This is a genomic window from Amycolatopsis xylanica, assembly GCF_900107045.1.
Taxonomy (GTDB): Bacteria; Actinomycetota; Actinomycetes; order Mycobacteriales; family Pseudonocardiaceae; genus Amycolatopsis; species Amycolatopsis xylanica.
Map to the genome: position 1 here is coordinate 724916 of NZ_FNON01000005.1, position 24345 is coordinate 749260.

Sequence of the window (24345 nt, forward strand, 5' to 3'; positions counted from 1 at the left end):
GATGTCCCAGCTGCCCATCGCTGTTGTCGGTGTCTCCGCGCTGCTACCCGGTTCGTCCGATGTGGACGGTTTCTGGCGGTCCGTGCTCGGTGGCCGTGACCTGATCAAGGACGTGCCGGAGTCGCACTGGCTCATCGAGGACTACTACGACCCCGACCCGTCGGCCCCGGACAAGACCTATGGGAAGCGTGGGGCTTTCCTGGATCCCGTCGACTTCGACCCGATGGCGTACGGCATCCCGCCGAACCAGCTCGAAGCGACCGACACCACGCAGCTGCTGAGCCTGATGGTCGCGGACCGGGTGCTCGCCGACGTCGGCGGTCAGTCCGAAATAGACCGCGACAAGGTCAGTGTCATACTGGGCACCGCGCCGCTCGAACTGCTCGCGACCATGGCCAGCCGCCTCCAGCGTCCCGTGTGGCTGAAGGCGTTGCGGGAGAACGGGATCCCGGAGTCGTCGGCGCAGGCGGTGTGCGATTCGATCGCCGGGAACTACGTGCCATGGCAGGAGGCGTCGTTCCCCGGCCTGCTGTCCAATGTGGTCGCCGGACGCATCGCGAACAAGTTCGACCTGCACGGGACGAACTGCACGACCGACGCGGCCTGCGCGAGCTCGCTGGCGGCGCTTTCGGCCGGTGTCAACGAACTCGCGCTCGGCCAGGCCGACATGGTGATCACCGGCGGCGTCGACACGCTCAACGACATCGTCATGTACATGTGCTTCTCGAAGACGCCCGCGCTGTCGCCGACCGGCGACTGCAAGCCGTTCTCCGACACCGCCGACGGCACGATCCTCGGCGAGGGCCTGGTCATGTTCGCCTTGAAGCGGCTGGCCGACGCCGAGCGTGACGGCGACAAGGTCTACGCGGTGCTGCGTGGCCTGGGCACCGCGTCCGACGGCCGCAGCACCGCGATCTACGCGCCGCTGGCCGACGGTCAGTCGCGGGCGCTGCGCCGGGCGTACGAGTCGGCGGGCTACGGCCCCGACACGGTCGAACTCGTCGAAGCGCACGGCACTGGCACGACCGCGGGTGACCTCGCGGAGTTCACGGCGCTGCGCACGGTGTTCGCCGAGAGCGGCCGCGCGGACAGCCAGTGGTGCGCGCTCGGCTCGGTGAAGTCGCAGATCGGCCACACGAAGTCCGCGGCGGGCGCGGCCGGGATGCTCAAGGCCGTGCTGGCGCTGCACCACAAAGTCCTGCCGCCCACGATCAAGGTCGACCGCCCGAACCCGAAGCTGGGGCTCGCCGAAAGCCCGCTGTACCTGAACACGCAGGCCCGCCCGTGGATCCGCGACACCAGTCATCCCCGCCGCGCCTCGGTGTCGAGTTTCGGGTTCGGCGGCAGCAACTTCCACCTGACGCTGGAGGAATACATGCCTGGGGAAGGTCACGCGCGGCCTGCTTGGCGCTCGCACACCGCGCCGTCCGAGCTGGTGCTGCTGAGTGCGGCGACGTCCAACGAGCTGCTGGCCAAGGCCGAGCGAGTCGACTCCTCGGTGCCGTTGGCCGATCTCGCCCGCGAATCGCAGAGCGAGTTCGTGCCGACCGACACCGCGCGACTGGCGGTCGTGGCGTCCTCTGTGGACGATCTCGCGTCGAAACTCAAGCAGGCTTGCGCTTTCGTGACGATGGCGCCGGAGAAGCCGTTCACCACCCCGACCGGCGTGATGTACGAGTTCGGCGTGGTCGCTTCGGGCCGGGTGGGGTTCCTGTTCTCCGGGCAGGGCAGCCAGTACGTCGGCATGGGCGGCGACCTGGCCATGGAGTTCCCCGCCGCGCGTGAGGTGTGGGACTCCGCGGCCGGTCTCGGCATCGGTGACCGTCCACTCCAGACTGTCGTGTTCCCCGTCCCGGTCTTCACGGACGAGGAACGCGACGCCCAGCAGGCAGCGCTGACCGCGACCGAGTGGGCCCAGCCCGCGCTCGCGGTCCAGTCACTGGCGCAGATCAGCCTCCTCGACGCGCTGAAGATCTCCCCGGACGCGGTCGCGGGCCACAGTTTCGGCGAGCTCGTCGCCCTGCACACGGCCGGCGCGTTCGACGCCGCGACCCTGGTCCGCCTGGCCCGCAAGCGCGGCGAGGCGATGCGTGACGCAGCCTCCGTCTCCGGCGCCATGCTCGCGGTCTCGGCTGGGTTTGATGTCGTCACACCGCTGCTGCCGGAAGGCGTGTGGGTCGCGAACCACAACGCCCCATCCCAGGTCGTCGTCTCGGGTTCTCTTGCTGGAATCGCTGCTGCAGAACGCAAGTTCGCCTCGGCAGGTCTCGACACCCGCCGTCTCGAAACGGCGACCGCGTTCCACTCGCCACTCGTGGCCCCGGCCGCGGACGTCCTGCGCTCCTATTTGGACTCGGTCGAGATCGCGACACCCCGCATTGACGTCTTCGCCAACACCGACGCCGGCATCTACCCGGTCACCGTCCCGGAGATCCGCGCGCGCATCGCCGACCACCTCGCCGCCCCGGTCCGTTTCGTCGACGAGATCGAGTCGATGTACGCGGCGGGCGTCCGCACCTTCGTCGAGGTCGGCGCGGGCGCGACGCTCACCGGCCTGGTCGGCAAGATCCTGTCCGGACGCCCGCACCTCGCGGTCAGCCTCGACCGCAAGGGCCGCCACGGCGTCACGGCGCTCTACGAGGCACTGGGCAGGCTCGCGGTCAACGGCATCACCGCCGACTTCGAAGCCCTCTGGGAGCACAACGCCCCGCCCGCCGAGGCCGACGTGAAGCCCCGCATGACCAAGAAGCTCTCAGGCGCCAACTACGGCAAGCCCTACCCACCCCCCGCTGCCGCCCGCATCCCCGCCCCCACCCCCGAAGAAGACGTACAAGGCCACTGCCTAGTAGTGGAGACCGCCCCCTCCGACCTAGAGCGCGTAATGCTCGACGTGGTCGCCGACAAAACCGGCTACCCGGTCGAGATGCTCAACCCAACCATGGACCTCGAGTCAGACCTGGGCATCGACTCCATCAAGCGCGTAGAGATCCTCTCGGCCGTGCGCCGAGCCACCCCGGACCTGCCCGAGGTCGACCCCGTCGAGCTGGGCAAGCTGCGCTCCTTGGGCGAGATCGTCGCCCGGCTGAGGGGTCGTGAGTGTTTAGGCCGGTTAGAACCGGCCGTACCACTCACGACCCCCTCCGACCTAGAGCGCGTAATGCTCGAGGTGGTGGCTGAGAAGACTGGGTACCCCGTGGAGATGCTCAGCCCGACCATGGACCTCGAGTCGGACCTGGGTATCGATTCGATCAAGCGCGTGGAGATCCTGTCGGCCGTGCGCCGTGCTACCCCCGACCTGCCCGAGGTCGATCCCGTCGAGTTGGGCAAGCTGCGCTCCTTGGGCGAGATCGTCGAGCGGCTAGGGGCTCGTGAGCGTTGCGGGCGGTTAGAACCGCCCGCAACGCTCACGACCCCGTCCGACCTGGAGCGCGTGATGCTCGAGGTGGTGGCCGACAAGACCGGCTACCCGGTGGAGATGCTCAGCCCCACCATGGATCTTGAGGCGGATCTGGGCATCGATTCGATCAAGCGCGTGGAGATCCTGTCGGCCGTGCGCCGCGCCACCCCCGACCTCCCCGAGGTCGACCCCGTCGAGTTGGGCAAGCTCCGTTCGCTAGGCGAGATCGTCGATCGGCTTAGGGGTCGTGAGCGTTGCGGGCGGTTAGAACCGCCCGCAACGCTCACGACCCCGTCCGACCTAGAGCGGGTGATGCTCGAGGTGGTTGCCGAGAAGACCGGCTACCCGGTGGAGATGCTCAGCCCGACCATGGACCTCGAGTCAGACCTGGGCATCGACTCCATCAAGCGCGTAGAGATTCTCTCGGCGGTGCGTCGGGCTACTCCCGACTTGCCCGAGGTGGATCCCGTCGAGTTGGGCAAGCTGCGCTCCTTGGGGGAGATTGTTGAGCGGCTTAGGGGTCGTGAGTGTTTAGGCCGGTTAGAACCGGCCGTACCACTCACGACCCCCTCCGACCTAGAGCGCGTCATGCTCGACGTGGTGGCCGACAAGACCGGCTACCCCGTGGAGATGCTCAGCCCCACCATGGATCTCGAGGCGGACCTGGGCATCGACTCGATCAAGCGGGTGGAGATTCTGTCGGCGGTGCGGCGGGCGATCCCGGATCTGCCTGAGGTGGATCCCGTTGAGTTGGGGAAGTTGTGTTCGCTGGGGGAGATTGTTGAGCGGCTTAGGGGTCGTGAGCGTTGCGGGCGGTTAGAACCGCCCGCAACGCTCACGAGCCTGGCTGATCTGGAGCGGGTGATGCTTGGGGTGGTGGCTGAGAAGACTGGGTATCCGGTGGAGATGCTCAACTCGGCCATGGATCTTGAGGCGGATTTGGGGATTGATTCGATCAAGCGGGTGGAGATTCTGTCGGCGGTGCGGCGGGCTGAGCCGGAGCTGCCGGAGGTGGATCCGGTGGAGTTGGGGAAGCTGCGTTCGCTGGGGGAGATTGTTGAGCGGCTGAGGGGTCGTGAGTGTTTGGGCCGGTTAGAACCGGTCGGAACACTCACGAGGGTTGAGGGGGCTATTGAGCCGGAGACTGATGTTGAGCGGCTGGTGTTGAAGGTTGTGGCCGAGAAGACCGGGTATGCCGTTGAGACGCTGGCCGGGTATATGGATCTCGCGGGGGACTTGGGGATCGACTCGGTTAAGCGGGTGGCGATCATGTCGGCCATTCAGGCCGGGAAGATCGAGCTGCCCGAGGTGGATCCTGTCGCGCTGAGTGGGCTGCGGTCGCTGGGGGACATCATCGACTGGCTGCGTGCGTCCGCCGACACGGCCATCGTCAGCAGGCCGAAGCCTGAGGATGGGCTGGCGCGGCGTGCGGTGCGGGTGGTTCCGGCGGAAGCTTCGGGGCTTGCGCTTTCCGGGCTGTGGGGCGGAAAGATCGTTGTCACCGGGGATGGCCGGGGTATCGCGGCGCATGTGGTCTCGCGGCTCAAAGCCCAAGGCGTGCAGGCCGAGGTCGGGGTGGCGGCCGAGGGGACGTACGGGCTCATCCACCTCGGCGGGCTGAGCGATGGCGACCCGGATGAGGTGCAGCGCGAGGCGTTCCGGGCCGCGCGGGTCGTCGCGGACGGGTGCCGGGTGTTCGTCACCGTTCAGGACACCGGGGGCGACTTCGGGCACGGTGGCTCGGAGCGCGCCTGGTACGGCGGGGTTGCCGGGCTGGCGCGGACCGCCGCGCGGGAGTGGCCGGATGCGTCGGTGAAGGCGATCGACTGTGAACGGGGGAGCCGGACTCCGTCGGCCGTCGCGGGTGCGATCGTCAAGGAGCTGCTGACCGGTGGGTCTACTGTGGACGTCGGGCTGCGTGCCGATGGGACGCGGGTGACCGTCGAAGCCACGGCCAGCACCGTGGAGGCCGGGAAGGGTGCGATCACCGAAGAGTCCGTGATCGTCGCGACCGGTGGTGCCCGTGGCGTGACGGCGGAGGCGCTCAAGGAACTCGCCAAGACATATCGGCCGCGGCTGGTCCTTTTGGGACGGACGCCGTTGACCGAGGAACCCGATTACCTCAACGGGATCAGTGACGAAGCCCAGTTGAAGCGGCTGGTCATGCAGCACACCGACCAGCCCACCCCGGCGAAGATCAACGAGCGGGTCAAGGCCGTGCTCGGCGCTCGGGAGATCCGGGCGACCTTGGACGCCATCCGCGCCGCGGGGTCCCAGGTGCGGTACCTGGACGTCGACGTGCGTGACAGGCGGGCGCTCGGTGAGGCGCTCGACGATGTGCGGGGACAGTGGGGGCCGATCACGGGGATCGTGCACGGGGCCGGAGTGCTGGCGGACAAACGGATCGCCGAGAAGACCGACGAGCAGTTCGATCGGGTCTACGGGACCAAAGTGGACGGGCTGAGGGCGTTGCTCGCCGTCACCGAACAGGATCCGCTGACCGTCCTTTGTGTCTTCTCGTCGATCTCCGCGCATGTAGGGAATCCGGGCCAGAGCGACTACGCGATGGCCAACGAGGTGCTCAACCAGGTCGCGTGTGCCGAGCAGGCGAAGCGGCCGGACTGCGTGGTGCGGTCGATCGCTTGGGGGCCGTGGGACGGCGGGATGGTCAGCCCGGCGCTGGCCGAGCACTTCGCGGCCCAAGGGGTGCCGCTGATCGAGGTCGGCCAGGGAGCGCGGGCCTTCGTCGCCGAGTTGACCGGGCGGCGCGAGCCTCATGTCGTGATCTCCGCCGGTGCGTTCGCGCCGGAACCGGCGACGAAAGGAGACGTCCGGCTTCCGCGGCGGTCCTTTCTGGACGATCACGCCATCGGAGGCTCGGCAGTGGTGCCGATGGCGATGGTGCTGGAATGGTTCGCTGCCACCGGAGCGCCGGTGATCAAGGATCTCAGCGTGCTGCGCAAGATCGCCCTCACCGGCGATGACACGGTCACCGTGCGCAAAGACGGCGAAACCCTTGAGATCGAGGGTAAGTACTACCGGGCGAAGGCGGCACGCATCACGCACAAGCCGTCGCAGCCGACTGTCCCTGATGGACTGAAGCCTGCCAAGGCCGACGTCTACGACGGGCACACGCTCTTCCATGGGCCGAGTTTTCAAGCCATCCAAGAGGTTCCGTGGCTCGGCACGGACGGCGGCACCGCGATTCTCGCCGGAGCACGGGAGCTGGGGTGGCCCGGCGGGATCTGGCACACCGACCCCGCGGTGATCGACGGCGGGTTGCAGCTCGCGCTGCTCTGGGCCGAACAGGTGCTCGGCGCGAGCCTGCCGATGGGGGTCGCCGAGTGCCGGACGTACCGGAAGGGGCTCGCCGACGGGCCGGTCCGGTGTGTTCTCACGGCACGTGCGGTGCACGCCGACGGTGCCGAGTGTGACCTCGTCTTCGTCGACGACAGCGGTGACGTGCGGGCCGAATTGGTCGGTGTTTCGCTGGTCAAGCGGCCGTAGGGGAGTGGGCATGCGCTTCGAACCGATCGCGATCGTCGGGCGGGGAGCCGTGCTGCCCGGCGCGCTCGGCCCGGACGCGTTCTGGGCGAACCTCGCGCACGGCCGCACCAGCCTCGGGCCCGCGCCCGAGGGCCGGTGGCGGGTGCCGCGGGAGCGGATGATGACCACGCCGGACGCGCCGGAGGACGGCACCTGGAGCGACATCGGCGGGTACGTCCGGGGCTTCGAGTTCGACCCGGCCGGGCTCGCGATCGACGTCCGCGGGCTCGATCCGCAGGTCGAGTGGGTGCTGCATGGTGTCAGGGCGGCGTTGCGCGAGGCCGGGCAAGAAGGCCCCGCGCCCAGGGCCGGGCTCGTGCTGGGCAACCTGTCCTTCCCGACCGCGGGAATGGCCGCGTACGCCGAGCAGGTCTGGCGCGGCGCCCCGCGCTCAGACGCCCGCAATCGGTTCATGTCCGGCCTGCCCGCGCACCTCGCGGCGCAGGCGCTCGGGCTCGGCGCCGGCGCGTTTTCGCTGGACGCGGCGTGCGCGTCCTCGCTCTACGCGATCAAGCTCGCCTGCGATCGGCTGCACGACCGCGGCGCCGACCTGATGGTGGCCGGTGCGGTCAACTGCGCCGATGACCTGTTCATCCATGTCGGGTTTTCGGCGCTGTCCGCGCTCAGCCGGACAGGGCAGAGCCGACCGTTCCACCGGGGAGCCGACGGGCTCGTCCCGGCCGAGGGCGCCGCTTTCGTCGCGCTGATGCGGCTTTCCGACGTGACCGACCAGGACGTGTTCGGCGTGATCCGCGGGGTCGGGCTGTCTAACGACGGGCGCGGCGCGGGGTTCCTCGTGCCCGCCGAGGAAGGCCAGCAGCGGGCGATGCGGCTCGCCTACGAGATGGCGGGGATCGCGCCGGAGACCGTGTCGCTGCTCGAATGTCACGCGACCGGCACGCCGGTCGGTGACGCCGTCGAGGTGCGGAGCGCGGCCAAGATCTTCGCTGACCACAAAGGACTGGCAGTGGGCTCGGCGAAGTCCAATGTGGGCCATTTGATCACCGCGGCGGGAGTGGCGGGGCTGCTCAAGGTGATCGGCGCGATGCGGGCCGGTGTCCGCCCGGCGACCCTGCACGCGGACAGCCCGATCGACGCGCTTGATGGCACCCCGTTGCGGCTGTTGCAGGAGGCTGAACCGTGGGACGGCCCGCGGCGTGCGGCGATCAGCGCGTTCGGGTTCGGCGGGAACAACGCCCACCTGGTCGTGGACAATGTGGACCTGTGCGGGGCGGTGGATCCGTTGCCGCCCAAGCGGTCCGAGCCGGTCGCGATCGTGGCGATCGGCGCGAGGGTTGGCAACGGCGAGAACAGCCACGACTTGCGCAAGGCCTTGTTCAGCGGTGCCGGTGACTCGGCTCGACGCGAGACCGTCGACGTCAAGCTCACGGGTCTGCGTGTCCCGCCGCTGGACTTGAAGCGGACTCTCGCCCAGCAGCTGCTGGTCCTGGAGGCCGCTCGTGAAGCCGTCGAAGGCTTGGAGCTGTCCCGTGAACGCACGATGGTGCTCGTCGGCATGGGCTGCGACCCCGAGGTCGCCCGCTACGGCGCACGCTGGCGCGCGGAGGACGGCGATGAGTTCACGCCGGTCCTCACCAGCGCGGGTGTCGTCGGGACCATGCCGAACATCGTCGCCAACCGGCTCAACTCCCACCTCGACCTCGCCGGTCCCAGCTTCACGGTGTCGGCAGAAGAGGCGTCGGGCCTCGTTGCGCTGGAGATCGCAGCACGTGCGATCGGCGCCGGTGAGGCGGACGCCGCCGTCGTCGGCGCGGTCGATCTGTCCCACGAGCCGGTACATAGGCAAGCCCTCAAAGATCTCGGGCTGGACAGGGAACCCGGCGACGCCGCGATCGTGCTCGTCCTCAAGAGACTGTCTGATGTAGACAAAAGTGACGTTATCGCGCTGCTGGACGACGTGACCAGTGAGAGCGATGATCTGGATTTCGATCCGGGAGAGCTGTTCGGCAACCCGCACGCCGCCAAAGGTCTGCTCGCCGTCGCCACGGCCGCGCTGGCACTGCGCCACCGGGCGATCCCGCGAGCCGGTGCGCCCGCGGACCCCGCGTTCGACGTGTGCGCGGCAGAGGTTGCCGTTAAACCTCTGGCGGGCAAGGAAAAGCGCGTGCTGGTCAAAGCGTGCACCTCTAGGCCGTGGGTCGCCGAGCACTCCGCCAAGCTCCGCGTCTACTCCGGCGCCGACAAGCGAGGCGTGATCCAAGCACTCGAAGCCGGTCGCGAGTCCGACACGGGCCCAGCCCGACTCGTACTCCTTGGTGACGAAGAACCGGCCAAGCACTGGCTCACCCACGGCGGCCCGAAACCCGAGGGCGTCGCCTTTCGCGAGACCCCGCTGACCGGTGAGATCGGGTTCGTCTTCACCGGCGGGATCTCCGCGTACCCCGGCATGGGCCGGGAGCTGTTGCTCGCGTTCCCCGACCTGATCGAGGAGATCGAGGCCAGGTCCGGTTCCGTGCGCGAGGCGGCGGCCTGGGCGTTCGACGGCCCGGACAGCGCGCCGCGCACCGTGCTCGACCAGATCTGGGGCACCGCGCTGCTCAGCCAGGTGCACGCCGCGATCAGCCGTGACCTGCTCGGACTCGAACCCAGCGCGGCGCTGGGCTACTCGGCGGGTGAGTCGAACGCGCTCGTCGCGCTCGGCGTCTGGACCGACATGCGCGCGCTGATCGCCGAGATGAACGCTTCCGGCATGTTCACGCGGGAGGTCGCGGGCGAGTTCGCGGCGATCCGCCGCGCGTGGGCGCGCGCCGGGATCGCGGGCACGCGCTGGAAGAACTACCTGGTCGGCATCGAACCCGACCTCGCGCGCAAGGCGCTCGACGGTGAGGTCGCCGCGCACCTGATCGCGATCAACTCGCCCGATTCCTGCCTCATCGGCGGCGACGTGCCCGCGTGCGAGCGGGTGCTCGCACGGCTCGATCCCTCGTACACACTGCCGATCCCGTACGAACTCGCCGTGCACACCCCGGAACTGGGCGAGGTGCGCGGGCAGTGGTGGCGGCTGCACAACCGGCCCGCCACGCCGCCGGACGGCGTCCGCTTCTACAGCTGCGCCACCACGGGTTCCTACCTCCCGACCGCGGAACGTGCTGCCGACGCGCTGACCGCGCAGGCCGTCGGGACCATGGATTTCGCCGGGACCGTCGAACGGGCCTGGGACGACGGCGTGCGGATCTTCATCGAGCACGGCCCGAAAACGCTGTGCACCGACTGGATCCGCCGGACCCTCGGCGACCGCGAGCACCTCGCCATCCCACTCGACGCGCAGGACGGCCGCAGTGTCCGGCAGCTGTCCCGGGTCGCGGCCGAACTCGTCGCGGCCGGAGTTTCCGTTGACAGTCAAGCACTTTTCGACCGGCTCGCCGCGTCGCTGCCCGCCGACCGCGAACCGGACCGCGTCGTCACGCTGCCCGCTCACCTCCCGGAGATCAAGGTGCCCGAGACCACCATGGCGCGTGCGCCACACCTACCATCCGTGTTGTCCATAGTGGACACAAAGGGTCCGCTGTTCGACCGGAAGCAGCTCGAACAGCTCGCCGTCGGCAAGATCTCGGAGCTGTTCGGCGAGCTGTTCGCCGCGCAGGACGGGTACGCCAGGCAGACCCGGATGCCGTCACCGCCCATGCTGCTGGCCGACCGGGTGATCGACATCGACGCCGTCGCAGGGTCGATGGGCACCGGCACCATCCGGACCGAGACCGACGTCGAGCCGGGCAGCTGGTATCTCGACAGCACCGGCCGCATGCCGCCGGGCATCCTGGTCGAGGCGGGCCAGGCCGACCTGCTGCTGATCAGCTGGCTCGGCGCCGACCTGCTCAACCGCGGCGAGCGCGTCTACCGCCTGCTCGGCTGCGAGCTGACTTTCCACGGCAGCCCGCCGAAGCCCGGCGAGAAGCTCGAGTACGAGATCCACATCGACGACCACGCCGAACTGGGCGGCGTCCGGCTGTTCTTCTTCCACTACGACTGCCACGTCGACGGCGAGCTGCGGCTGTCCGTCCGAAAAGGGCAAGCCGGGTTCTTCACCGATCAAGAGCTGGCGGCGAGCGCCGGGGTCATCTGGGACCCGGGCCGGGAAGAGCCGCCCGCCGGGCAGCTCGACCCGCCCGCGATCACCGGCGCGCCCCGCCGCTACGACGCCGATGCCATACGAGCGTTCGCCGAAGGCCGCCCGGCCGACTGCTTCGGCAAGGCCTGGGACATCACCCGGTCGCACAGCCGGACGCCCCGGATCGACGAAGGTGACCTGCTGTTCCTGCGTGAGGTCACCGACTTCGAGCCGGCGGGCGGACCGTGGCGCCGTGGCTACCTGCGCGCCGAGACTCCGATCACTCCGGACGACTGGTTCTTCGAGGGTCACTTCAAGAACGACCCGTGCATGCCGGGCACGCTGATGTTCCAGGGCTGCCTGCAAGCCATGGCGTTCTACCTCGCGGCGTGCGGCTTCACCCTCGGCAACGACGCGTGGCGGTTCGAGCCGGTGCCCGGCGCGGCCTACGACCTCCGGTGCCGCGGCCAGGTGACCCCTGCCAGCAAGAACCTCGCCTACGAGGTCTTCGTTACCGAACTTTCCGCCGGACCGAACCCGACCGTCTTCGCCGACGTACTTTGCACTGTGGATGGTGTGAAGGCGTTCCACGCCAAGCGGGTGGGCCTGCGGCTGGTGCCGGACTGGCCGCTCGAGCAGTGGCGTGACCGGCTGCTCGCCGAGACCGAGCCCGAGACCGGCCTGGTCGCCGAGGTGGACGGTGTCCGGTTCGGTTATGAATCGTTGCTTTCCTGTGCTTGGGGAAAACCGTCCGGTGCGTTCGGCGAGCTGTATTCCCGATTCGACGGGCATCGCCGGGTGGCCCGTTTGCCGGGACCGCCCTACCACTTCATGACGCGGATTACCGAAACCACCGGTAAATTGGGGGGTATGGAAGTCGGCAGTTCCGTCGTCGCCGACTACGAAGTGCCCGATCGGGTCTGGTATTTCGACGAGAACAAGGGCACGATGCCGCTCGCCGTGCTGATGGAGGTCGCGCTGCAACCCTGTGGCTGGCTCGCCTCCTTCGTGGGCTGCGCCGTGGAAATAGCCGACGATCTGCTCTTCCGAAATCTCGACGGTGAAGGCATAGTCTCCGGCTACATCACGCCAGAGACAAAGGTGATCCGCACACATGCCACTCTCCGGGACATCTCGGTGACCGGGACGATGATCATTGTTTCGTTCGCCGTCGAGTGTTTCGCCGATGACACGACCGTGTTCACCATGGACACCGTTTTCGGTTTCTTCCCGAAATCGGCCTTCGAGGACCAGCAGGGCCTGCGCGCGTCCGACGCGGAACGGGCCGCGATCGCCGCGCCGCCGGGGCCGGTGACCGACCTGACCACGCGCCCGGCGAAGTACTGCGCCGGGCCGCTGCGGCTCGCCGGTCCGATGCTGCTCATGCTCGACCGGGTCACCGGATACGACCCGGCCGGTGGTGAGGCGGGGCTCGGGCGGCTCACCGCGGAGAAGGACGTCGACGCGGGGGAGTGGTTCTTCAAGGCCCACTTCTTCCAGGACCCCGTCCAGCCCGGCTCGCTCGGCATCGAGGCGATGTACCAGCTCCTGCAGTTCTACTTGATCGAGCGCGGCGCCGGCGCGGGCATGACCGCGCCGAGGTTCGAGGTGCTGACCGGACAGCGGCCGCTGGTCTGGAAATACCGTGGCCAGGTCGTTCCCGCGCACGGCGTGATCGGCACCGAGCTGGAGATCACCGAGTTCGGCGGGAACCACGCCCGCGCGAAGGCCTGGCTGTGGGTCGACGGCAAGCGCATCTACAGCGCGGTCGACCTCGGTGTGCGGGTGGTCGAAGGTGAGCCCGCCGGTGAAGAGGTGCTCGACGTGCGCGCCGACACCTGGCTCGGTGACCACCGTCCGACGTGGACGGTCCCGGCGCTGCCGATGATGTCCGTCGTGGACCGTCTCGCGCCTGCCGAGGACGCGTTCGTGCTGGAGGACATCGAACTCCGGCGGTGGATTCCCGCGACCGGGCCGATCCGGCTCAAGTCCGAAAAGGACGGCGAGAAGTCGACAGTGCTGGCGTGGCGCGACGCGACCACTCCGGCGTTGTCCCGCTTCGAACCGGTGGCGACGGCGACCATCGGAACGCCCGGGTCTCGGCCGCAAACGCTTGCCCCGCTCGCGAACGTCGAAACGGTGACCGGCTTCTACGCCTCGGGGTCGCTGTTCCACGGTCCCGCCTTCCAGTACCTGAAGTCGTTGCGGCGCGGGTCGAACGGCGCGTCCGGCGTACTGGACGCGAGCCTGGGAAGTGTCCCCCGTGGACGGTTGAACCAGGGCCTGCTGGACGCGGCGACGCATGTCATCCCGCACGACAGCCTGTGGCAATGGGTAAGTTCGATTCCGAGCGGTCAGGTCGCGTATCCGTGCCGGATCAGCCGGTTCGAGCAGTTCGAGCCGCTGCCCGACAGCGGCGAGATCGAAGTCGAGGCCAGGTTCGCCGGGCTCGACGGCCGGTTCCCGATCATCGACCTGCAGCTGATCAGGGCGGGCCGGGTGCTGGTCGCGATGCGGCTGGTCGAAGTGCTCATGCCGACCGGATCCTTCGGCACCGCCGCGCCGGAGCACCGCCGCGCCTTCCTCCGCGATCGGACCTATGTGGACGGTCTCGGCCTCTCGCGCACCAAGGCGGGCAGCACCACGCTCACCCGGTCCGACGTCGAGCAGTGCGACTGGCTCGTCGGCACGGTCGCCCAGGTCTACGGCCTGCCGCCCGCCGCGCGCGGCCGTGACCACCTCGCGCAGATCGCCGTGCGCGACCACGTGGCACGCCAGGCGCGGGTGCACCCGTCCGCCGTCGACCTCAGTGAAGACCTGCTCGTCGCGCATGTGGCGGGCACCCCGTACCGCGTTGAGCTGGAGCAACGCCCCGAAGCCGTGACCGTCCGCAGTTGACCCATCCCCCGGAGGCTCCCGTGACCGAGCACATCCTCGCCGCGTTCCAGAGGCTGCGCGCCACCGATCCGGATCGTCGCCTGTTCAGTTTCGTCGACGAGAAAGGCCAGCCCGAGGCCAGCTTGACCGTGCGTGAACTCGGCGACGCGGCCGATCGCGTCGTGGAAGCGGTGCGGGAGTGGGGATTCCAGCCCGGCGACCGGGCGATCCTGGTCTACCCGCCCTCGCTCGACTTCGTCGGCGCGTTCCTCGGCTGCCTGGCGGCCGGGGTGCTGCCGGTGCCTGTCTACCCGCCGAACCCGTTCAAGCTCAAGAAGGACCTCGCCACCTTCACGGCCATTGTGGACAACTGCGGCGCCCGTGGCGTGCTCACCAACAGTTTCTACGACCGCTCGCGCACCGCGGGCACGGTGACCAGCTTCTTCAGCAAGGACGCGCCGAGCTGGCCGAGTCTCGGCTGGTACCGCACGGACAAGAAGAAGACCGTGTCCGGCCCGGTGACCTGGCACGATCCCGGCCTCGGTGATCCGGCGTTCCTGCAGTACACCTCCGGGTCGACCGCGACGCCCAAGGGCGTGATCCTGACCCACGGCAACCTCGCCCACGAGGTCACCGCGAACGCCGCCGATCTCGGGCTCGGCCCGGACACGCGCGGGGTGTTCTGGGTGCCGCAGTACCACGACCTCGGACTGATCAGCGTGATCTGCTCGACCATCGCGGGCAACGGGCGGACCACGCTGATGTCACCGATGACGTTCCTGCAGCGCCCGTCCGTCTGGTTCGACGTGATGGCGCGCGTCCGCGCCACGCACACCGCCGCGCCGAACTTCGCGTTCGAACTCGCGGTCCGCAAGACGACCCCGGCGCAGCGCGCGGCCTGGGACCTCGGCTCGCTGCGGGTGGTCATGTCGGCGGCCGAGCCGATCCGTCCCTCCACTGTGGACGCGTTCTTCACCGCGTTCGCGGACACCGGGCTCAAGCGCGAGGTCTTCTATCCCGCCTACGGGCTGGCGGAAACCTCGGTCAGTGTGTCGATGGGCGGACGCGCCGTGCTGACGGTCGACAAGTCCTCTTTGGAGAGTGGCAAGGTGGTCGCCGCGCCGGACGGTGTCACCTATCTCGGGTGCGGCCGGATCACCAAGCCGGGCGCGGTCCGGATCGTCGACCCCGCGACCGGTGTCCCGTGCCGGGAGGACGAAGTCGGCGAGATCTGGGTCGACTCGCCGACCAAGGGACTCGGCTACTGGGGCATGGAGTCCGGCGAGACGTTCCACGCCCGCGTCGACGGCGAGGACGGCGACTACCTGCGCACCGGCGACCTCGGTTTCTTCCACGAGGACGAACTGTTCATCACCGGGCGCCTCAAGGACCTGATCATCGTGCGTGGCCGCAACCTCTACCCGTCCGACATCGAGGACTGCGTCCGCGACGTGCACCCGCTCGTGCGCCCCGGCGGGGTCGCGGCGTTCGCCGTTGACCACGAGCAGGGCGAGCAGCTCGTGCTGTTCGTGGAGACCAAGCAGGAGAAGGTGACCGCGGCCGACGTCGACGGGATCGTCGAAGCGGTCCGGCGTCAGGTCTACGACGACCATCAGCTCGCGTGTCACGCGGTCGTGGTCGGCAAGGCGGGCACGGTGCGCAAGACGACCAGCGGCAAGGTGCGGCGGCTCGCCTGCAAGCAGGCTTTCGTCAGCGGGGAGATCACCTCCTCGCCCGCCACGATCCGGGTTTCGGTTCAGCAGAGTGTGGAGGCGTGATGCGGTTTTCGAACGGGGTCGGCGACCCGCGTCTACTCGAGGTCGACGCGGACTTCCAGGCGGTGCTCGACGGCCTGTCGCCGCTGGTCGACGCCGCCCGGATGACGCGCGCGCGGACGTTCCACAAGAACGCGACCACAGCGGCGGGCACGCTCAAGCTCAACGAGACGCTCGACCTGCCCGCGCATGATTTCCTGCGCCCGGGCCGGGAATTCGACGTGCTCGCCCGGTACAGCAACGGGGTCGAGAGCGACGACATCGCGCCGTCGATCCGCGGGATCACGCTCCGGCTGCGCGATCCCGGCACCGAGGAGGGCCTGCTCGACCTGTCGCTCAACACGGGCGAACTGTTCTTCCTGCGCACCGCGGACATGTTCCTGCGGTACTCCAACGGCGAGGCCGACGACATCGACCGCGAGGTGCCGGACTTCAAGCGGAACGGCTGGCGGCTTTACCGCTATGCCAGCACTTTCGCCGACTACCACTACTACTCGCAGGCGCCGACCGGCTATATCGCGGCGGACGGCACCCAGTACCTCGTGCGCTACCGGCTGCTGCCCGCGACCGGCGCGCCCGACACCGGGCACGTCGACTTCGAGGGCCGCGGCCTGCCGCCCGAGCCGCCGGCGGAGAACCCGCGTGACCCCGGCGACATCGACGACCCGAGGCCCAAGAACTTCCTGCACCTCGAACTGCGGGAGCGGATCCTCGAAGGCGGCCCGATCGGCGGGACCCTGCAGGTCCAGCTGCACCCGGTCACCGAGTCGGACGAGGAGAACGAACTCGCGCTCGACTGCATGCGGCCATGGGACCTGCCGTGGATCGACCTCGCGACCCTGCAGCTCGACTCGCTGGTCACCAACGCGAAGATCGAGGGCCTGCGCTTCAGCCCGGCGGTCGCGCCCGAGTCGCTCGGCAGTGTGCTCGCGACCTCGCCGTACGAGAACGCCTCGCTGAACCACTTGCGCGTGCTGCTGTACAGCCTCAGCGCGGCCGCGCGCCTGGAAGAACCGGCCGAGCCGGCGCCGAAGATGATCGGCTGCCCGTTCTCCGGTCACTCCACAGAGGACAGTCCTAAGCGGACCATCGCGGTGATCGGCGCCGGTCCTGCCGGGCTGAGCGCGGCGAGGGAACTGGAACGCGCCGGGCACCGCGCGATCGTGCTGGAGGCCCTGCCCGAGGTCGGTGGCAAATGCGAGTCGGTCGACATCGACGACCGCGCGTACGACCTCGGCGGGCATGTCTGCACCACCCAGTACGCCAACGTCGCCCAGCTCGCGGCCGAGCTCGGCATGCCGACCGAGGACACCACCCCGCACCGGGTCTACGACCTCGACGACGGCGAGGCGAAGCCGCAGAGCACGGCCTTCTTCCGGCGCGAGACGTTCGGCAAGTACGCGGAGCTGCGCGACCGGCTGTTCCCGCAGATCGCCGAACCGGGCCTCGCGCACTCGGCGCGGTCGCTGGCGCAGCCCGTCTCACAGTGGCTCACCGAGCAGGGCCTCGAGTCGCTGGCCGAGTCGCTCGGCATCGGCTACACCTCGGCAGGGTACGGCTACCTCGCCGGTGATCTGCCCGCGCTCTACTTCGTGAAGTACGCCGAGATGACCGGCCTGCTGTCGGCCAAGCCGGAGCTGCTCGGGCACACCGGCAGCTTCACCATCCTCGGCGGGTTCAAGGGCCTGTGGGAGAAGGTCGCCGCGCAGCTCAGCGATGTCCGTTGCGGGACAACGATTTCCGCGATCGACCGTGACCTCGACGCGGGGACCGGGGGCGTGCGGATCACGACCGACCAGGGCGTGGTGACGGCCGACGACCTCGTGCTGACCGTCCCGCTCGACCAGCTGCTGCCGGTGCTCGACGCGACCCCGGAGGAGCGCGACCTCGCCGGGCGCGTGCGCGTGATGGACTACTACACCACGGTCATCACCGCGACCGGCCTGCCCAGGTCCGCGTTCTACCTGGTCGATCAGCACACTCGGCCATCGGCCGCGCGCGGGCACGCCGTCGCGTTCCATCACCGCTATCCCGACCAGGACGTCTACGCCTGCTATTCCTATGGCGAGCCAGGGCTCGACGGCGACGACATCGTCATCAAGCTGCGCGAGAACGTCGAGCGCATGGGCGGCGAACTCGTCGAGGTGCACACCCAGCGGCGCTGGCGATTCCTGCCGCATTTCGGCAGCGAGGACATCCTCGACGGCGTGTACGACCGGATCGAGCACCTGCAGGGTCAGCGGCACACGTTCCACGCGGGCAGCCTGCCCGCCTATGAGCTGGTCGAGTGCACGGTCGCGTACAGCCGGAAACTCGTGCGCGAGCACTTCGACGGCGGCGACGACGTCTTCGGGCATTTCCTTGCCGCGCCTACGGAACAGCCGGTGCTGCTCAACCGGCCTGAGCCCACTGTGGACGCTCTGCGCGACTGGCTGATCGAGAACGTCGCCGCCGAGCTGCGGCTGCCCGCGGACCAGGTGGGCGCGACGGTCCGGCTGGACCGGTTCGCGCTGGAGTCCATGTCGGTCGCCGCGCTGCAGTCGGGGCTGTCGGACTGGCTCGGGTTCCGGATCCCGCACACGTTGTTCCTCGAGCACCCGACCATCGACTCGATCGCGCGGCACCTGGCGGTCAAGGAAGAACCCGCCGAGAGCACGACGACCACGAACTCCACCCTCCTGTTAGGACTGACCGCGGCGCGGCCGTTCTTCTGCGTCGGCGGCGCGCTCGGGGCGGCGTACTACCTGCTGCAGCTGGCCAGGGATGTCGGCTCGGCGCGGCCGTTCTACGGTGTGCGCGCACCCGGGTACGACGGCAGCGAGGACCCGCTCGACACGGTCGAGGAGCTGGCCGCGCGGTACATCGAGTCGATCAGGCTGGTCCAGCCGTACGGCCCGTACCTGCTCGGCGGGCACTCGTTCGGCGGCGTGGTCGCCTACGAGATGGGCCGCCAGCTGCGCGAGGCGGGCGAAGAGGTCACGCGGATCGTGCTGCTCGACTCGTACGTGCCGATCCCCGGCCAGCCGCTGCCGCCCGAGGACGACGCGGCCGCCATCGAAGAGCTGCTCACCATGAACCGGCTCGCGTTCAAGTCGGGCGGCCCTGCCGGCGTCGAGATCGACCCGGAACTGGCCGTGTCGGAACAGAAAGAGCGGCTCGGCCGGTTCCTCGGCGCGAACGGCTCACTGCCGGTCGAGGAGCACATCGGCAACATGCTCCGCGTGTACCAGGCGAACATCGAGGCCAACGTCAAGTACCAGCCCCGGCCGTCCGATCTCAAGGTCACGCTGCTCAAGGCCATGGACGGCTTCCCGCCGGTGATGAAGCCGCACCGCAACACCGCGCTCAAGCTCGACCTGCCCGCCAACGGCTGGGAAGAGGTCGAACTGGGCGAGCTGGACCTCGTCGAGATCCCCGGCGACCACTTCACCATGTTCGTCGAGCCCAACGACGAGAAGGTGGCCGCGGCCGTCCACACCGCACTGTCCGATGAGGAGCGCCGCAGCGCGAACACGTTGATCCAGGCCGAATCCGCCCGGTCGAAAGCCGAGACGACGATCGCGTTCAACCCGCTCGACCCGGCGTTCCTCAACGACCCGTACCCGTTCTACCGCGCGCTGCGGGAGAGCGCGCCGATCCACTACGAGGACACCGTCGGCGGCTGGATCTTCACGCGCTACGACGACGTGTCGAAGCTGCTGCGCAACCACGCGATCCTGCGGCCGCCGGTGACCGACTACCTGTTCGCCTCCGTGCCGCAGGTGATGCGCGACCGGATGGCGAACTTCGAGCGGCAGCTCGGGCTGATGCTGCCGTTCGCGAACCCGCCGTACCACACGCGGGTGCGCAGGCTGATGAGCAAGGCGTTCACCCCCAAGCTGATCGAGTCCTACCGGCCGCAGGTGGAGGCGGTCACCGACCGGCTGCTCGACCGGATCGAGGCCGACGGCGGCGGTGACCTGATGACCGCGATCGCCTACCCGCTGCCGTCCACGGTGATCATGGAGTTCATCGGCGTCCCCCGCGAGGACCACGCCAGGATGACGCACCTGTCCACCGAGATGATGCAGCTGCTCGGCGCCCAGTACGCGAAGGACGCGCCCGCCATCGCTTCGGCCGCGCACGTCGGGCTCAACGAGTTCAACGAGCGGCTGATCGAGATCATCGGCGAGCGGCGGCGGGAGCCGAAGGACGACCTGCTCTCGACCTTGGTCACCTTGACCGGTCCGGACGGGAAACTGACCGACGAGGAACTGATCCTCAATTGCATGGCGATGCTCAACGCGGGGCTGGAGACCACCGCGAATTACCTCGCCAATGGAACGTTTGCATTATTCGGTAATCCGGACCAGATGCGGTTGCTGCGGGAAAACCCGGGGCTCGCGCCGAACGCGGCCGAGGAATTGCTGCGCTATGACGGACCGGCCCCGATCATGACCCCGCAGCAGGCGGTCGAGGACGTGGTCATCGGCGGTCAGCTGATCAAGAAGGACCAGCTGCTGTACCCGGTCGTCGGCGCGGCCAACCGGGACCCGGCGCGGTTCCCCGACCCGGAGCGGCTTGACATCACCCGCGAGCCGAACGGGCAGCTCGGCTACGGCTTCGGGATCCACTTCTGCATCGGCGCCGCGCTGGCGCGGATCGAGGGGCAGACGTACTTCTCCAAGCTGGTCACCCGGTTCCCCAAGCTGCGGCTCGACCCGGACAAGCCCGCGCCGGTGTTCCGCGACGACCCGCTGCTGCGAGGGCTCGAAACGCTCCACGTCCGCGTCGACTGACGCCGCGACACGCCCGTACCCGCCAAGAATTTTCCGCCACGTCCAAATCGGACTTTTCACCCGGCCGCCCGCCTGGCCCGCGTACCAAAGCGCGCCAGGCGGGCGCCGGGTCGAGCACTTGCCCAACTGCGGTTTCCGTATCGACTGTGCGGTGCGCACAACGATTTCTTTGTGCGCGCCGCACAAAGGCCGGGTGCGCGGTTTTGCCGCCTTCGCATCCGCGATTATCGGATTCGGTGTCCCGATCAGCGGCTTCCGGGATGCACCGCCGCGCCGCGCGTTCTACGCTGACCGAACTTGACGGAGATCGTCGGTATTTCGCGGGCGGAATCGCGGCAAGGGTGTAGTGGGGGCGCGGGTGGCGGAGACGGGGCGCGGCGAGGTGAACGGGCCGGAGGAGGACCAGTCGTTCAACGGCCGCCTGATTTTGATAACGGTGTTTGGATTCGTGCTGCTCGTGCCGCCGCTGCTGTCGGTGTTCAACACCGGCGCCCAGGTCTTCGGGGTGCCGGTCATCTGGGCCTACCTGTTCGTGGTCTGGGCCGTCCTCATCGGACTGGCCGCCGCGCTCGCCGGACGCTCGGGATAGCGCGGTGCTGCAGACCTGGGTCGTGGTCACGGTGTCCGTCGCCTACCTCGCCGTGCTCTTCGCGGTCGCGTTCTACGGCGACCGCCGCGCCGACGCGGGCCGGAGCCTGATCAGCCGCGGCACCATCTACGCGCTCTCGCTCACCGTGTACGCGACCTCGTGGACGTACTACGGCAGCGTCGGCCGCGCGGCCACCAGCGGCGTCGGCTTCCTGACGACCTATCTCGGCCCGACGCTGATGTTCGGCCTCGGCTGGCTGGTGCTGCGCCGGATCATCCGGATCAGCAGGCGCAACCGGATCACCTCGCTCGCGGACTTCATCTCCGCGCGCTACGGCAAGAGCACCTGGCTCGGCGGGCTGGTCACGGTGATCGCGGTGCTCGGGGTCGTGCCGTACATCGCGCTGCAGCTCAAGGCGGTGTCGACCACCTTCGAGGTCATCCGCCGCCAGCCGGATACCACCCCGGCCGTCCCGTTCTTCCAGGACACCGCGCTCTACGTGGCACTGCTGCTGGCCGGGTTCGCCATCCTCTTCGGCACCCGGCATCTCGACGCGACCGAGCGGCACGAGGGCATGGTCGCGGCGATCGCGTTCGAGTCGGTCGTGAAACTGGTCGCGTTCGTCGCGGCGGGAGTCTTCGTGACTTTCGGGCTGTACGGCGGTTTCGGCGACCTTTTCACCCAGGCCGCGCACGCGAAGCTCACCACGCTGTTCTCGCTGGGCGGCACCACGGCGACGTGGACGTGGATGATCGTGCTCTCCGGGCTCGCGGTGCTGCTCCTGCCGAGGCAATGGCAGGTCGGCGTGGTCGAGAACGTCGACGAGGGGCATCTCAAGCGCGCGATCTGGATGTTCCCGCTGTACCTGCTGGTGATCAACATCTTCGTGCTGCCGATCGCGGCCGCCGGCCTGCTCAAGTTCGGCGGTTCGGTCAATCCGGACACGTTCGTGCTGGCGTTGCCGATGGCGTCGGCGCAGGAAGCGCTTACACTCCTGGTCTTCGTCGGCGGCCTGAGCGCGGCCACCGGCATGATCATCGTGGAGACGGTGGCGTTGAGCACCATGGTGTCGAACTCGCTGGTGGTGCCCATCCTGCTGCGCCGGTATCCGAGGCTGACCCGGCGTGGTGACCTCGCGGGCGTCACGCTCGCCGTGCGCCGCATCGCGATCGTGCTGGTGATGCTGCTCGGCTACGCCTACTTCCGGTTCGCGGGCCAGGGCACGGAACTGGTGTCGATCGGGCTCGTCTCGTTCGCCGGGGTCGCGCAGTTCGCGCCCGCGATCCTCGGTGGACTGTTCTGGAAGGGCGGCACCCGCAACGGCGCGCTCGCCGGGATGTCGGCCGGTTTCGCCGTATGGGCGTATACCTTGGCGCTGCCGACCTTCGCCGACGCCGGGCTGCTGCCGCGCTCGTTCCTGGCGCACGGGCCGTTCGGGATCGCCGCGCTGCGCCCGCAGGCGTTGTTCGGGCTCACCGGGATGGACCCGGTCGGGCACGCGATGTTCTGGAGCATGCTGGTCAACATCGGCGGCTATTTCGCGGTCTCGCTCGCGGGCCGCCCGCCCACCGCGGCCGAGCGGGCGCAGGCGGTGCTGTTCGTTGACGCGCTCGCCGACCCGGAGCGGCCGCGGATCTGGCGCGGCCGGGTGACCGTGGGGGAGCTGCGGACGCTGACCGAGCGTTTCGTCGGCGCCGACGGCGCGTTGGACAAGTATGCGCGTGACCGTGGCCTGGCCGTCGCCCCCGAGGCGGAGGCGGCCCCCGAACTGGTGCAGCACGCCGAGACCCTGCTCGCCGGGTCCGTCGGCGCGGCCTCGGCGCGCATCATGATCGCCTCGGTCGTCGGCGAGGAGCAGCTGCGCGTCGAAGAGGTCATGGAACTGCTCGACGAGGCGTCCCAGGTCGCCGCGCTCGAGGAGCGCCACCGGCTGGCCCGCGAGCTGCACGATTCCGTTTCACAGGCGCTGTTCTCGATGACGCTGCACACCCGCGCGGTCGAGCTCGCGGTGCAGAAGGAAGGCGGTGATCCGGGCGGCCCGGTCGCGCGCGGCCTGACCGAGCTGCGCGGCCTCACCCAGGGCGCGCTCGCCGAGATGCGCGCGGCCCTGTTCCAGCTCCGGCCCGACGCGCTGCACGAGGACGGGCTCGCCGAGGCGATCCGCAAACGGGCAGCCGCGATCGCCGTCCGCGAGAACATCCGGATCGAGGTGCACGCGCCGGAAGACCGCGTGCCGCTGTCCGAACGGGCCGAGGAGGAACTGTTCCGGGTCGTGCAGGAGGCCGTCCACAACAGCGTGAAGCACGCGGGCCCGAGCCGGGTCGATGTCACGCTGATCGCGGATGGCGGCACACTGGTCGTCGAGGTCACCGACGACGGCACGGGGTTCGACCCCGAGGAGCAGCATCCGGGGCACCTCGGCCTCGACGGTATGCGCGAGCGCACGAGACGGCTCGGCGGCAGGCTGACGATCGCCAGCTCACCCACCGGCTCGACCGTGCGGGCGGTCCTGCCGGGGGTCATCCAGAACGAGTACGAAACGTAGGAGAACCACCATGACCCAGACGGGCGGCTCGCCGCCGATCCGGGTGTTCCTCGTCGACGACCACGTGGTCGTCCGGCGCGGTATGCGCGCATTCTTCGACATGCTCGACGACATCGAGGTGCTCGGCGAGGCCCCGGACGGCCAGTCGGCACTCGACCAGCTCGCCGTCTCCGCCCACGACGACAAGCTGCCCGACGTCGTCCTGATGGACCTGCTCATGCCCCGCCTCGACGGCATCGCCGCCACCCGCGCGATCAAGAAGCTCTACCCGCACGTCGAAGTCGTGGCGCTGACCAGTTTCTCCGAGGCCGAGCGCGTCCACTCGGCACTCGAGGCCGGCGCGGCCGGGTACCTCCTCAAGGACGCCGAAGCCGACCAGGTGGTCGCCGCCGTCCGCGCCGCGAACCGCGGCCAGGTGCACCTGGATCCGGCCGTGGCCCGGAAACTGACGCGCTCGCTGGTCGCGCCGCAGCGGACGGCGACCGTCCTCACCCCGCGCGAACGCGAGATCCTGGTGCTGGTGGCGCAGGGGAAGTCGAACCGGGACATCGCGGACGCGCTGGTGATCAGTGAGCGGACGGCCCGGACCCACGTGAGCAATGTGCTCTCGAAGCTGGACCTGGCCTCGCGGACCCAAGCGGCTTTGTGGGCGGTCCGAGAAGGCCTGGTCGCCGGTCCCTAAGCCGGGCTGGACGGAACAAACGCCACTTCCGTGACGCTGAGCGTGACATGCGCCCCGTTCGTGCCGTCCGGGTTGGTGTGTTGCACG

At 69.0% G+C, this 24345-nt stretch carries 7 protein-coding genes; all 7 read left to right on the forward strand.

What is annotated here, in order from left to right:
- Position 1 precedes the first annotated feature (1 nt).
- The 7 genes from BLV57_RS26210 to BLV57_RS26240 all read left to right on the forward strand — a co-directional run bounded on the left by BLV57_RS26210 (position 2) and on the right by BLV57_RS26240 (position 24258).
- A complete protein-coding gene (locus BLV57_RS26210; RefSeq protein WP_091292997.1) occupies positions 2-6904 on the forward strand; it encodes a type I polyketide synthase in 6903 nt (2300 codons plus the stop codon).
- 10 nt (positions 6905-6914) lie between these two features.
- The gene (locus tag BLV57_RS26215) at positions 6915-13910 is read left to right on the forward strand and encodes a beta-ketoacyl synthase N-terminal-like domain-containing protein (protein ID WP_091292999.1); all 6996 of its coding nucleotides are present in this window, start codon (positions 6915-6917) and stop codon (positions 13908-13910) included.
- A gap of 20 nt (positions 13911-13930) precedes the next feature.
- Positions 13931-15667 (forward strand): fatty acyl-AMP ligase, encoded by a 1737-nt coding sequence (locus tag BLV57_RS26220; RefSeq protein WP_176968812.1) that lies wholly within the window; start codon positions 13931-13933, stop codon positions 15665-15667.
- Positions 15667-20442: a cytochrome P450 gene (locus BLV57_RS26225; RefSeq protein WP_091293002.1), complete on the forward strand. Its 4776-nt coding sequence runs from the start codon at positions 15667-15669 to the stop codon at positions 20440-20442. Before BLV57_RS26220 ends, BLV57_RS26225 begins: the two co-directional genes overlap by 1 nt.
- Before the next feature lie 358 nt (positions 20443-20800).
- Positions 20801-21031 (forward strand): hypothetical protein, encoded by a 231-nt coding sequence (locus tag BLV57_RS26230; protein ID WP_218134882.1) that lies wholly within the window; start codon positions 20801-20803, stop codon positions 21029-21031.
- 4 nt (positions 21032-21035) lie between these two features.
- A complete protein-coding gene (locus tag BLV57_RS26235; RefSeq protein WP_091293004.1) occupies positions 21036-23576 on the forward strand; it encodes a histidine kinase in 2541 nt (846 codons plus the stop codon).
- A gap of 10 nt (positions 23577-23586) precedes the next feature.
- Positions 23587-24258 carry a response regulator gene (locus tag BLV57_RS26240; RefSeq protein ID WP_091293006.1) on the forward strand — a complete coding sequence of 224 codons (672 nt, stop codon included), beginning with the start codon at positions 23587-23589 and terminating at the stop codon, positions 24256-24258.
- The last annotated feature ends 87 nt before the right edge of the window (positions 24259-24345 follow it).

Excerpts from the sequence above, each read along its gene's own strand:
- BLV57_RS26210 (WP_091292997.1), top strand. The coding sequence starts at position 2 with ATGTCCCAGCTGCCCATCGCTGTTGTCGGTGTCTCCGCGCTGCTACCC.
- BLV57_RS26215 (WP_091292999.1), top strand. The coding sequence starts at position 6,915 with ATGCGCTTCGAACCGATCGCGATCGTCGGGCGGGGAGCCGTGCTGCCC.
- BLV57_RS26225 (WP_091293002.1), top strand. The coding sequence starts at position 15,667 with ATGCGGTTTTCGAACGGGGTCGGCGACCCGCGTCTACTCGAGGTCGAC.
- BLV57_RS26240 (WP_091293006.1), top strand. The coding sequence starts at position 23,587 with ATGACCCAGACGGGCGGCTCGCCGCCGATCCGGGTGTTCCTCGTCGAC.